The sequence below is a fragment of the Paenibacillus sp. MAEPY2 genome (assembly GCF_000499205.1).
GTDB lineage: Bacteria > Bacillota > Bacilli > Paenibacillales > Paenibacillaceae > Paenibacillus > Paenibacillus vandeheii.
Genome location: NZ_AWUK01000095.1, coordinates 1 through 12,581 on the forward strand (window position 1 = coordinate 1; position 12,581 = coordinate 12,581).

General features: G+C 34.7%; 12 protein-coding genes. 11 read left to right on the forward strand and 1 reads right to left on the reverse strand.

Annotated elements, in window-relative coordinates:
- The first annotated feature begins 507 nt into the window (after positions 1-507).
- The 10 genes from P364_RS36525 to P364_RS0134490 all read left to right on the forward strand — a co-directional run bounded on the left by P364_RS36525 (position 508) and on the right by P364_RS0134490 (position 10,081).
- Positions 508-1,245 (forward strand): hypothetical protein, encoded by a 738-nt coding sequence (locus tag P364_RS36525; protein WP_024634485.1) that lies wholly within the window; start codon positions 508-510, stop codon positions 1,243-1,245.
- Between the two features lie 267 nt (positions 1,246-1,512).
- Positions 1,513-2,367 carry a DUF5677 domain-containing protein gene (locus tag P364_RS36530; RefSeq protein WP_024634486.1) on the forward strand — a complete coding sequence of 285 codons (855 nt, stop codon included), beginning with the start codon at positions 1,513-1,515 and terminating at the stop codon, positions 2,365-2,367.
- 219 nt (positions 2,368-2,586) lie between these two features.
- On the forward strand, positions 2,587-3,213 hold the full coding sequence (locus P364_RS0134450) for a hypothetical protein (protein ID WP_024634487.1): 627 nt from the start codon (positions 2,587-2,589) through the stop codon (positions 3,211-3,213).
- Positions 3,214-3,424: 211 nt separating this feature from the next.
- On the forward strand, positions 3,425-3,952 hold the full coding sequence (locus P364_RS0134455) for an AAA family ATPase (protein ID WP_236642284.1): 528 nt from the start codon (positions 3,425-3,427) through the stop codon (positions 3,950-3,952).
- A 226-nt stretch (positions 3,953-4,178) separates the two neighbouring features.
- Complete coding sequence (locus tag P364_RS0134460; RefSeq protein WP_024634489.1) at positions 4,179-4,814, forward strand: hypothetical protein; 636 nt, start codon at positions 4,179-4,181, stop codon at positions 4,812-4,814.
- Between the two features lie 175 nt (positions 4,815-4,989).
- Positions 4,990-5,742: a hypothetical protein gene (locus P364_RS0134465; RefSeq protein ID WP_024634490.1), complete on the forward strand. Its 753-nt coding sequence runs from the start codon at positions 4,990-4,992 to the stop codon at positions 5,740-5,742.
- Between the two features lie 516 nt (positions 5,743-6,258).
- A complete protein-coding gene (locus tag P364_RS0134475) occupies positions 6,259-6,699 on the forward strand; it encodes a GNAT family N-acetyltransferase (protein WP_024634491.1) in 441 nt (146 codons plus the stop codon).
- A gap of 242 nt (positions 6,700-6,941) precedes the next feature.
- Positions 6,942-7,472 carry an AAA family ATPase gene (locus P364_RS0134480; protein ID WP_024634492.1) on the forward strand — a complete coding sequence of 177 codons (531 nt, stop codon included), beginning with the start codon at positions 6,942-6,944 and terminating at the stop codon, positions 7,470-7,472.
- Between the two features lie 358 nt (positions 7,473-7,830).
- A complete protein-coding gene (locus P364_RS0134485; protein WP_024634493.1) occupies positions 7,831-9,327 on the forward strand; it encodes a serine hydrolase domain-containing protein in 1,497 nt (498 codons plus the stop codon).
- Positions 9,328-9,634: 307 nt separating this feature from the next.
- Positions 9,635-10,081, forward strand: coding sequence for a helix-hairpin-helix domain-containing protein (locus P364_RS0134490; RefSeq protein WP_024634494.1), 447 nt, complete (start codon positions 9,635-9,637; stop codon positions 10,079-10,081).
- 498 nt (positions 10,082-10,579) lie between these two features.
- Here P364_RS0134490 and P364_RS0134495 read toward each other — a convergent pair whose 3' ends face one another.
- The gene (locus P364_RS0134495) at positions 10,580-11,287 is read right to left on the reverse strand and encodes a CAP domain-containing protein (RefSeq protein ID WP_024634495.1); all 708 of its coding nucleotides are present in this window, start codon (positions 11,285-11,287) and stop codon (positions 10,580-10,582) included.
- Positions 11,288-12,007: 720 nt separating this feature from the next.
- Here P364_RS0134495 and P364_RS0134500 point away from each other — a divergent pair.
- Positions 12,008-12,529: a GNAT family N-acetyltransferase gene (locus P364_RS0134500; RefSeq protein ID WP_024634496.1), complete on the forward strand. Its 522-nt coding sequence runs from the start codon at positions 12,008-12,010 to the stop codon at positions 12,527-12,529.
- Positions 12,530-12,581: the final 52 nt, after the last annotated feature.

Genomic DNA, 12,581 nt, shown 5'->3' on the forward strand with positions numbered 1-12,581 from the left:
AGTTGGATTATCAAGATGGATACAATTATATATCAATAATTGGTGATAGTTCTGAATCGGTCCACCCAGTCTATGTTAATGATGATACCCTGCAAATTAATACATATATCTTAAAGAGAATTAAATAATTGAAGATAATTAACGTAATTCAAGGTAGTTGTCACTTCTGATAACATAATATTCAAGCAGCGGCTCCTTCGGAGCCTTGGTCTGCGGATGGATTTCGGGGAGGAATTTCAGCAGACAACTCCTAGCGGGGTTCATGAATACAGGAACGTTATAAGAAATCGGGGGCTAGAGATGTAAATACAAAGCTAACGCTTAAAATCTTATAAATAATCATTTATTTATAACTGATAGAATTTGTTTTTGCTTTAATGCTCTATAAAACATCTAATTTTGGAATTGTGCCACTCCAGCAACGGGGAATAGGTACAAAATGAAAAACATTTAATTGATGATCTGATTTCTAATGTCTAATTGTGAGCATTGCGAGGGAAAATGAAAATGAATAAATTAGTGGAATTCATAAAACAATACAAATGGATATTAATTGCATTTGTATCAGGACCAGTTTTTGTTAATATATTAGTCCTGATACCAGCAATACCCAGGGTTACAGCAGGAAATACTGAGCTTTGGTTGAGCTTCTTTGGAAACTATTCAGGTGGTATAATCGGAGGGATTGTTGCCCTATTAGTGACAAAATATCAAATCGATCAGCAAAAGAAAGTTGACCATAATAAACGATTGTTAGAGCAACTTCCGACACTTCATGCCATAAAAATCGAGTTAGATAAGATCAGGAGTGTTATGGAGAATTACTCATCTGGATTTAATCAATTTACAGAACTTCATGAAGAGATGGTTAAGGGGAAACATCTGGTGTCTGATTGGAATCAGCAGTTGTTTAGTAATGTAGACTTGATAGTTGATGAAACTCTATTGGTAGATTTACTCTATTTTAGAGAAGAATATTTGGAAATATGGGGGAGCCTGAGATATGATTTGATTGGACTAATTTCGGAGTTAGAAACTTCGAAAAAGGTAAATACTGCCGCTAGAATGTTTGATAAACGAATACTTCAGAAAGAAGCAGAGTTAGCTGTACTTATTACACAAATAGAAGCTGAAAAGCGTAGTGCTTGGGAAGCTATTTCTAGTGGAGTGATTGTTACAAAGATTGATGCTTTACTAAAGAAACTTAAAAAGGAAATCAGAGCTGCGAGTAACGGTGATACTTGAATGTTCGCTTCATCTTATTATAATATTTGTATTTTATGTGAGTTCCACCGTATAAGAAAAGAAGAGCGAATAAGAAATGATTTGAAGATAATCTCGAGGAAGGCCCCCAACATCTTATAACAAAATATTCAAGCTGCGGCTCCTTCGGAGCCTTAGTCTGTTAGTGGAGTTCAAAGGGGGATTTCAGCAGACAACTCCTTCGGGGTTCATGAATACAGGAACGTTATGTGAAAGAAATGAAAAGATATATTAATTTGAGGTGATACTATGGAGAAAGAAGAAAAACTCTCATTTATTAAAAGATTTATTGAGGAAGTGAGCACCCATTTTCTCAAGGAAGAAAGTCCAATGATTATCCAAGAAGATTATGAAAATGTACGTGATATTATATTATTATACGCTAAGCAAACGAATCTGCTTAATGGATTACTGGTCTTACTAGAGAATAACTATACAGAAGAATCTTATATACTCCTGAGGTCACAAATTAATAATTATATGTTGATTGAATACTTATGTCATGATGATAGTTCAAAATCAAGATACAAAGAATTCATAATGCAACCGCTTAAATCTGATTATAAGTTTTTGAAAGATCTGAAAAAAGCTATTGATAAGGGATGGTATAGAGATAGTGAATTTCCAGATAGGATCAATAAATTAAACAATATAAAAAGAGAATTAAGAAGAAATGGATATGATCTAAATAATACGAGAACCTTATCGCCAATTACTGTAGCAAGTTTAGCTAAAGAAGATAAATTGCAATTTGGCATTTATATATCTTTGTACAGACAAGCCAGCAAGTATGAGCATTCAGATCCAACTTCGTTAGAGGTTTATCGAACACAGATTTTAGAAGAATACTCCTCAAGTGTTGTATTTAAGATGGATTTATCAAAATCAAATACTGAAGATGAATTGAAAATTCTTGACATGGCAAGCAACACTTATTTTTTAACTTTGTCGCATTTGCTACAATACTTAACTCAAAACTATCCCCATTTACTTGAAACTTATGACAAAGCTAAATTGATAGAAATAACAGCAAATGCTGTTATACGTCATTCTTCTATTAATAAAGAAGAATTTATTGGAAATCTGATAAATAGAACAGAATGATTGTGAGTATATCAAGAGGCTATTTTCTTCACATAACATAATATTCACGCATCGGGCATACGCCCTTGGTCCGGCTGAAGCCGGACACCCTAGCATTTGCTAGGGTCGTGAATACAGAAACGTTATGTGAAAAACCGAATCATTTGAAAATCTGTATAAACTTTAAAAATAGTGTTCACAGCTACTAAATAATTATTTAAAGAAATGTGGTAGGAACATATGTCAAAAAAAAATAACAACCCTGGAAAAAAAGTAAGTGAAAATTGGAAGGTTCTATTGAGAAACACTATACTAACAGCCCTGACAACAAGTCTAATTACTACAATTTTATCCTTTTCATTATGGAACTGGCAGTTTGATAAAACTAAAGAACAAGAAAAATGGGATAAGAAGTTTGGGATATTTTCAAGACTTACAGATGACCTTGCTATGCATCATACTTTGCTAAGTGCAAAACTAAAATTTAATCTTGAACTTCATTCAAGAACAAAAGGAATACAATTTGCTTCAATAGAAGAAAAAAGAAGAATAGAAGATGAGTTGGAAGAGTATTTGCCATATGAATATGAAGGCTCAGTTGAGTATGATAAAAATAAACCTAAATTAATCGGTTCTTTTTTTATTGCAGAAGCTACATTCGGAGATAAGACAGATAAAGCAATACTGGATTATCTAAACAACATAATTAACAAAAGACCTCAAGAACATATTGATACATATCTTGCAAGATTGAACAAAAAAGAAGCAACAATCAATATACAGGACTTAGTAGATAGTATATATATTGATGCTGATATATTAAGACAGAATATACTTGAACAAATGAAGAATGAGTTAGGGTTGTAATATTTTCTTAGGAGATGAAAGCGAAATGAATAAATTTTCCGAGGATGTCAGGCTAATCACATAACATAATATTCACGCTGCGGGCATACGCCCTGGGTCCGGCATTCGCCGGACACTCAGCTACTCTGAGTCGTGAATACAGAAACGTTATGTGAAATCAGTCAAGTGCGTAATGCAAACCTAAACCAGATGGAGTGATCACTTGATTATTATGATTAATGGATCATTTGGATCGGGCAAGACCTCGGCTTCTCAAAAGCTACAGCCTCTAATTCCTAATAGTATGATTTATGATCCTGAAGAAATTGGATATATGTTGAGAAAAATCATAACAGAAGACATCTACTTTGAAGAAGAACAAACTGATGATTTTCAGGATATAGAACTATGGAGAATACTTGTAGTACAGACAGCTCAAGAATTAATGAATAGGTATAAGAAACATCTTATTGTTCCAATGACAATTTATAAGTCTGAAAATTTCAATTACATATTAAATGGATTTAGAAGTATTGATCGAGATACTTTTCATTTTTGCCTCTTAGCATCTGAAGAGACAATCAAAAAACGAATTGAAAATCGTGGAGACAAATTTGATGTTTGGTATCAGAAGCAAACAAACGCGGGTGTAATTGCATTTAGAGATATTAAATTTCAAGAACATATTGACACAGATAATAAAGAAACAGAAGAAGTTATAAGAATAATTCTAAGAAAGATTTCAAAGATCAATGTGTAAGTAATTCAACGAAGTGACTGACTCCACATAACACCATATTCACGCTTCGGGCCATTCGGTCCTCGGTCCGGCAGGGGAATTTCGGGGAAGTGGAAGCAGCCGGACAACCCTGCACTGGAAAAGTCCGTCGGACCCGGGCTCGGTGTCTTTAAGTCAGTGAGGGTTCGTGAATACAAAGACGTTATGTGAAATTATCAACAAAAAAATTTATCAAGGGAGTTTGCTCATGATTAATTTATTCCTATTGCAAGCAACCCAGGAAACCAACAGCCTATCTCTATCATTAGCCATTCCTATACTTACTGCCATTCTTACTACTGGTACGACTTTTGGTACAATGTTAGTAAAAGATATATTTGTACAGAACAAAAAAGATAGAGCGCTATTTCTCAAAGAAAGATTAGAGTCTTGCTATACTCCATTATATTTAAAGATGAGAACAAGGACAGATTTCAGTGTTGGATTTTTACGTGATGAAATTAACGATCTTATTCTAAGCAAGGGGCACTTGTTAAATATTGCTTTGTTAGAAAAATACTCTGAATTATATGATTTAGAGAAGGTAGCACTTGCATCATACGATCATACACAGAAAATAATATCAGATATAAATGAATTCAGGGAAGAAATTAATACGCTCGATAGGAGAACAGAAAGTTATAATCATAACTATGAAATGTATAATCAACGTATACAGGATTACCTCGAGTTGGCAAAGAAGTCTAACGATGTTTATGGACAGAAAGAAGAAAAGTACTTAGATGAAGTCAAAGCTTTAAGAGAGAAGATTGAAGATGAATATAAAGAATTAGTGGTTCAATATTATCGTTACTTTAAAACCGAGATAAAGAAATATGAATGATACTTCAAAGATGGTTCGTAACATCACATAACATAATATTCACGCATTGGGCAGATGCCCTCGGTCCGGCAGAGGGATTTCAGAGAAGTAAAAACGGCCGGACACACCTGGCATCGGCCAGGCGTCGTGAATACAACAACGTTAGATGAAATATGACAATAGAAAGAGGAAAAAGATGAAAGAATTATCACATACTTTAAAACAAGAGTTAGAATCCATGGGGGTTCATCTGTTTGAAATAGATGAAAGCAATTTAAGCAAAACCAAGCAGTTCAAATACAACTGCTATATATATGATTCAGATAAACAGTATACAAACCATGTGGTGTATATTAAAGATATAGTAGGCACATTACATCCTTCATATGAAGGTCTATCATTTTTAGACATATTCACAAAACTTAAAAGGAGAGAAAGAATTGTATCAAACTATTTGGAGAATTCATCCTATTATACTGAACAATTAACTCGGGATATATCTGATGATGAAAATGATCGACCATGTTTTATAAAACTAAATGATGAATATTACGTTGATACCGGTAATCACCGAATTACTATTTGCAAATTAAAGAAATTTGATTATGTTGTAGGCGATGTTACGGAGCTTATTTGGAATCCAAACAAACAAAAATTGTGGGATGGGTATATTTATAGAGGCTTTAAATTGGATTATGATTCAACTAATGATCGATTGACAGTCTTCTTTGATGACGATTATGTATACTTCGATGACCGTACGGTAAGTGAACTTACTGAATTTCTCATTCTTTATGATAAAATTTCAATACATAAATTAGGTTTTATTAAGAACAGAAAGTTAAGGAGTCAGAGTATGAAGTATAATTATTCAAATGCCAGTTTTCAATTTAATAGAGTATTCAATAAACTATTACAATTCAAAAAAACAGCTGTTAGCATTTCATGAGGATCATACGTCATCTAACATAATATTCACGCTGCGACTCCTAACGGAGCCTTTGTCTGTGGGAAGGAATTTCGAGAGGGATTTCAGCAGACAACCCCTCCGGGTTCGTGAATACAGGAACGTTAGATGAAATAGCCTAAAATCACTTATAGAACATATAAAAATATAATAGCTATAGAGGCGAAGAAATGACAAACATAGATAATATTGATGTCGAAGAACTTATAAAAGTGCTAGAAGATATGATAAGTGAAAGAATACCTATATACCAAGGGTGTCATCTACTTCTCGGCAATGTATAGCTCTGGGAATGAAACGGTTTGGTATGATTTCATTGAATATTATGACAATCTAAGTGACGTACCTTTGCCTGCTCCGTTGGAGCCTTGGTCTGCTGGAAGGATTCCGATGAGGCATTTCGGCAGACAACCCCTTTGGGTTCATGAATACAGAAACGTTAGATGAAAGACATGCAATTAAAAAAACAAAAAAACATTCGAATAGAGTTGATTAAAAATGGAACTTAAATCATTTGAGAGAAACGATCTCCTGAGATGTACCAATACTTTCACTAATGTATTTAATCAAGAACCATGGAATGATGAATGGTCTACAGAAACTGCATTTCAATATTTACTTGATTACACCAACTCATCTGGATTTATTGGTATTATCGCTGAAGACAGGGAAGAGATAATTGGTTTTGTTTTTGGTGTCCGGAAGCGTTGGTGGAGTGGAGATGAGTTTTTTATTAATGAAATGTGTGTAAGTGTAGAGAAACAAAAAACAGGAGTAGGATCAAAGCTTATGAAATTCTTAGAGAAAAAACTTGAATTTGATGGGATTGAGAACATAACTTTATTAACCGATAGAGGTATTCCTGCAGAGATATTTTATAAGAAGAATGGATTTACTGAAGTAGACAGAGTAATGTTTTTAAATAAGAACATAACATGAGTTTTATTTTGAATGTGAATTCAAGAGGGCATTGCCCATCATCTAACATAACATTTCTGCATCGTCGCGTTCGCTCCTCGGTCGCCAAGAGGGGATTCTGAGAAGTGATTCAGACGACACATCCAACTGGCTAAGTCTGGAGACCCAGTGCAATACGCACCTTAAGCCACTTGAACGTCAGAAATGCGCAAACGTTATCCGAAAGACTCGCAAATACTATTAATTAAGATAGAGGTGTATGTATGTTTTTTTTACAGATGTCAGGATTCCCTGGTTCAGGAAAGTCGACATTAGCAAGACAGATTAGCCAAACAACTGGGGCTGTCATTGTCGATCATGACATTTCTAAAACAGCAATCTTAAAATCGCTATCATCACAAGGATACACGATGGAAGGTAAAGTAATAGGACAACTGTCCTATGATGTAGATTGGTCGTTGGTGGATTATTATTTATCGAATGGACATAGCGTGATCATGGATAGTCCTTGTTTGTACAGCAATTTATTAGAAACTGGGCTTGAATTAGCGAGAAAACACAAAAAGAAATATAAGTATGTGGAATGTTATGTCGAAGACATTGAATTAATTCGAAATCGATTAAAAAATCGAGAAAGACTTTTGAGTCAAATCGAAGCACCATCATCAGAAGAAGGTTTTTATAGAGCTTTAAAAAACAGTAAAAAACCAGAAGAAGAGAATTATATAGTGGTAGATTCATCGAAACCAATCGCAGAATACTTGTCAAAAGTCCTAGAATACATAAACAAATGAAAACAAAAGTAAAGACGATGAAAGCAGAATCAAGAAGGCAAGTCCATCGGATAACACAGTATCTACGCTACAGGCTTTGCCCTTGGTTCGAAAGATGAGGTAAGCTGAGAAGCAGAATCAGCTCACAACTCTACAAGGCTAAGTCCGTCGGACCCGGTCGCATTCGCTCCCTTAAGCCTCTCGGGTTCGTAGATACAACAACGTTATCGGAAATCAGCGCAAAGAATTAAATGGCTTTAAGAACTATGTTTCTCTAAGCCATAACGGCACAAAGTAGGTATTTATGGATGGTGTTTAATTATATAATAGTTTGGTTCATTATTATTTTTTTAAAAGACTTACAATAGGGAGAACCACAATGAAGAAAATACTAAGTAAAACAGGCACATCAACAGTATGTATCATCCTACTTATCACAATCATTACAACTATAGTGTGTTGGAATGAACTTGGGAGTTTGGTAAGGACAGGGAATTATGATAATACGGATAATATGGTGGAAACCATAATGGCCAAATCAGCGACTCCAGGGGTGGCTATGGTAGTATCAGAGCAGGGCAAGACAGAATATAGGAATTACGGATATGCAGATGTTAATAATAAGAAGAGGGTAACTGAAGAGTCATTATTTGAGTTGGGATCGACTACAAAGGCATTTTCGGCTTTGGCCGTTATTTTATTAGAAAAAGAGGGCTACTTATCTCTTTCAGATTCTACTACAGATTATATTCCATCGTTTGAGCCAACTATTAAGGGGGAGAAAGTTAATATTACGATTCATCAGTTGTTAGCTCATACAAGTGGAATTCCACCGTGGAGTATTCGGTTAATTCCTGAAGGTACCACGGAGGATATGCTTGAAAAAACGATACATAATGTGTCAGACATTGCATTAGATACGTATCCTGGGACAGCATATAATTATGCTACAGTTAATTATGATATTTTAGCGTTGATTATTGAAAAAGTTACAGGCAAACGTTATCAGGATTACATGACTGAAAACATACTGGTTCCTTTAGGAATGACTAATAGTTATTTTTCAACAGGTCAGGAAAAGGAAACTGATAAACTTACCAAAGGATATCGTGTATTTTTTGGAAAAAGCTTAGAATATGATGCCCCTAGATATTATGGGAATATCGCTGCAGGATATTTGGTAACGAATTCAAAAGACTTAGAACGCTGGATTAATGCCCAAATGGGGATAGGCGATATGCCAGATAATTTATTGAAAGCGATACAACAATCTCATCAAGTCGACATCAAAACGGCGGGATACGAAGATGAAAATCAATACTATTCATTCGGATGGAGTATTGATACGAAAAATAGAGTTGTTAGTCATAATGGATCTAATCCTAATTACTCCTCACAGGTTCTTATTGATTTAGAAAAGCAGCAGGCCATATTTGTTCTGGCTAATTTGAATTCAACTGCACCATCGCTAATTGCTAATAACATTTATGAGAATATGAATGGAAATCATATGAATAAATTTAATTATAATGACGTGTATCTATTAATTGATTTGGTATTTTCATTCTTAGTAATAATAGCCGTTGTTATCTTATGTGTACAAGCAATTAAACTCATTAGAGGAATAAAACTAAATATTAAAGTTGAAAAGACAAGGTTCAGAAAAATGATAGGAAGTAGTATCGAACTAATCTTAAGCATTATGCTTTTGGTATTGGTAATGATCTTGCCTTATCTATTAGACAATAATTATTTAATGATAAAGGTGTGGATGTCGTATTCAATGTTTATTTGGATGGGGCTTACTTCTATCAATTGTATTTTATCGATAATAATTAATATTAAAAAAATCGGAATTATTAGAAGCGGTTTATAAAAAAATATGAGGTGAAATGTGAAAATCACATACGATTGTTTGTCTGATCTTGATTTCTCAAATCTTTAAAGAAGAATAGGTTTATTTCGAAGAAGGAGCTGACATCCGATAACACAGCATTCCTACAGCGGGCATTCGCCCTTGATCGCTAAGAAGGATTTCCAAGGAGATTATTCAAGCGATACATTTAACCAGCTAAGTTTGACGACACGTTTCCTACGGTCACTTAAGCTGCTTGAACGTCAGGAATGCCAAACGTTATCAGAAATCATTTGCAAGTATAAAAGCCTCTAAAAGGAGTAAGAGAATGAAAAAGAACAAGTCTCCAATCCTAGAATTAACTACTCCAGAGAGAAAGGAGTTAAGAAAAAATAAAATACTAATTAGTGAAATTTATAAATTAACAAATAACGAGATTTGCTTAATTATGAATGTTGCAGAAAATAGAGCCAAGGAAATAAAGGCTTTATCTGAGTTTCAAAGTTTACCTTCAATTGGACCTAAATTGGCAAAGGATTTATTAATGTTAGGTTATTATTCATTGAATGAAATAAGAGATAAAGATGGTGCCAGATTATTTGATGATTTAGAACATATGTATGGGGAAAGAATTGATCCTTGTGTTGAAGATCAATTTAGATTCGTTATATATTGCGCTAATAATAGTTATTGCGGGAACCAATGGTGGGACTTCACCGAGGAAAGAAAACATTACAGGGATACTTATGGATATTCTAAAGAAAGACCTGAATAATGACTATTGAAGTATATAAAAAAATTCGGAGAGGGCATATAACACCATATTCAAGCTTCGGGGCATCCGCCCCTTGTTCCGGCCGAAGTTAGATGTGGATTCTGAGGGGCATTTCAGTAGCGAGGTAGCGAATTCAGCCGGACACGTCCCTCCACCTAACCGCATCCGGCCGCCCTTCGAGCTTAAGGTAGAGGGACGTAGTGAATACAACAACGTTATAGGAAATCAGCGCAAATCGTAAAACCAAAAAATGAAAGTGACAATAAGAAATGCAAGTAGTGTTAAGCAGAAAAGCAGACTCTCATTAAGCCTCTCGGGTGTATAAACATAAAAACGGTAGGTGAAATTAATGCAAATAAGATGAAGATGGATAAGATTTACAATTTAACCCGGTTCGAGGAAACAAAACAACTGGTGGCGTATGCAGGATCTGTAAGTATCAAAAACCCGACATAAATTGCGGGTTTTTGATACTTTATTGTTGGGAGATGAAAGGCGCTACCCAGTAAATTCCTGGACCCATGTGTTGTTATAATAAGCAATACCGATATGAGTATAACTATTATTCAGTATATTTGCTTTGTGGCCAGGGCTATTCATCCACTCCTTCATAACCTGGGTAGGGGTGGTTTGCCCTTTTGCGATGTTTTCTCCAGCGGTATTATATGTGATCCCGTATTCCTTCATCATATCGAAGGGGGATCCATGTGTTGGCGAATTATGATCAAAGTAACTGTGGTTGTACATGTCCTGTGCCTTGACCATAGCCACATTTGACAATTCTTCATTCCTACTCAAGGAACTTAATCCTGTTTTGGCCCTTTCTTGATTGACTAGATCCAGAACCTGCTGCTCAAAATCGGTTTTATCCGTAGTATTTTTTTTACCTTCCTGTACTTGTCCTGTTGGCTCCTTTTTTTCAGGATTTCCTGAAGGTGCCTGGTTTACTGGATTTCCATCCGGTGTTCGAATCATATCCAACAAATCCAATGGAATTCCATTTTGGGCTTCTTTTGTTGTAATAGATCTCTCTTGCCAAGATGTAGCTGTTGATGATGCCTGTGTGAGGACAGAGTTTGGTGCAGCAGCATGATCATGAATTGAAATTTGTTTTTGCTCAGGAGTCACTTGTTTTTGCATCATATTGTTATGGGACGAACAGCCTGCCACCAATAATAATATTGTTAAAACGAAAAACTTTGCCATTTGCCAACCTCCTTGATCCGTTAGTTATTGAAGTTCCCGGATTTATGTTTTCCTGTATGCCATTTACTTATTCCTAATATGTTATCCAGTACTTTTTTATGATCGATACCATTTAGATAGCCTTGTCTTTTTTTGTGTCTCGAGGAAAGCAAAGCGTGTTGCGAATGGTTATGGATAAAGAAGGCCATATCGGGTCATAAATGCATCACGGGATGAATGTTATCTATTTCAATGGGATTCCTGATGATTGGAGCATTTCGATGGATAATTGGGAGAATCTATTCAAACTAATTTCACTCATTCATTATTGCCGCGAGATACAGTGTACTTTTCGAAGTCCTGCTTAACTAAACGCCCCCGTTGGCGGTATAGACAATTTTATAGAATATAAACCATATGCTGCATCATATAAAACAAGCTGAAAGCGAGTATTTGATAATTCCATGAAGTCAGAAACTGCGTTTAACAAAGTATTCAAGCTGCGGGGCTATCGCCCCTTGATTGACAGATGTATAATCATGGAAGAAATCTCAGTCAACAAACGCCCCAGCCTAAGATAAGAGCTATCTAAGGCCGAGCGTTTCGTGAATACAAGAAAATTATGAGAAATCATCGTAAATAAATTACAAGATAGGAACTGTATAATGCTACTCATTATATACAGTTATGGCTAAGTGCTTGAGATATTCGTTTTAACTAATCCTATGAGGTGGTTATATTATGCAAATAAGAAAAGCAACGATTAATGATGCAGAAGGCATTGCAAAAGTTCATGTGGATAGTTGGAGAACAACTTACAAAGGTATTATTCCAGATGAATTCTTATATAATCTTTCATATAAAAAAAGAACTGAATTATGGATCAAAAATATTGAAAGAGAAGATAATTTTGTAGTTATAGCAGAAAACCCAGAAGGAGAAATTATTGGATTTGCAGATTCTTGGAAGAGAGAAACAAATATAGTAGCCAATTCTAGTGATTTAACATCTATATACATACTTAAGGAATATCACGGAAGAGGTTTAGGGAAAGAATTACTTAAACAACTGTTTCTACAATTTAAATTTTTAGGCTATCAAAAGATATTTGTTGAAGTTCTAGAAGATAATAAGACACGATATTTCTATGAACATTATGGAGCTAAATTATGTAAATCAATTCAAATAATAATCGGGGGAAAAGTTCTAAATGAATTAATTTATGAATGGGATAACATTGATGAGGTTTTAGCGAAATTATAAGTTTATTAAACTTTAATTGAAATAAAACCACATTTAATAATATTCTTGTATT

Excerpts from the sequence above, each read along its gene's own strand:
- P364_RS0134500 (WP_024634496.1), top strand. The coding sequence starts at position 12,008 with ATGCAAATAAGAAAAGCAACGATTAATGATGCAGAAGGCATTGCAAAA.
- P364_RS36530 (WP_024634486.1), top strand. The coding sequence starts at position 1,513 with ATGGAGAAAGAAGAAAAACTCTCATTTATTAAAAGATTTATTGAGGAA.
- P364_RS0134450 (WP_024634487.1), top strand. The coding sequence starts at position 2,587 with ATGTCAAAAAAAAATAACAACCCTGGAAAAAAAGTAAGTGAAAATTGG.
- P364_RS0134465 (WP_024634490.1), top strand. The coding sequence starts at position 4,990 with ATGAAAGAATTATCACATACTTTAAAACAAGAGTTAGAATCCATGGGG.
- P364_RS0134485 (WP_024634493.1), top strand. The coding sequence starts at position 7,831 with ATGAAGAAAATACTAAGTAAAACAGGCACATCAACAGTATGTATCATC.
- P364_RS0134455 (WP_236642284.1), top strand. The coding sequence starts at position 3,425 with ATGATTAATGGATCATTTGGATCGGGCAAGACCTCGGCTTCTCAAAAG.
- P364_RS0134490 (WP_024634494.1), top strand. The coding sequence starts at position 9,635 with ATGAAAAAGAACAAGTCTCCAATCCTAGAATTAACTACTCCAGAGAGA.
- P364_RS0134475 (WP_024634491.1), top strand. The coding sequence starts at position 6,259 with ATGGAACTTAAATCATTTGAGAGAAACGATCTCCTGAGATGTACCAAT.
- P364_RS36525 (WP_024634485.1), top strand. The coding sequence starts at position 508 with ATGAATAAATTAGTGGAATTCATAAAACAATACAAATGGATATTAATT.
- P364_RS0134460 (WP_024634489.1), top strand. The coding sequence starts at position 4,179 with ATGATTAATTTATTCCTATTGCAAGCAACCCAGGAAACCAACAGCCTA.
- P364_RS0134495 (WP_024634495.1), bottom strand. The coding sequence starts at position 11,287 with ATGGCAAAGTTTTTCGTTTTAACAATATTATTATTGGTGGCAGGCTGT.
- P364_RS0134480 (WP_024634492.1), top strand. The coding sequence starts at position 6,942 with ATGTTTTTTTTACAGATGTCAGGATTCCCTGGTTCAGGAAAGTCGACA.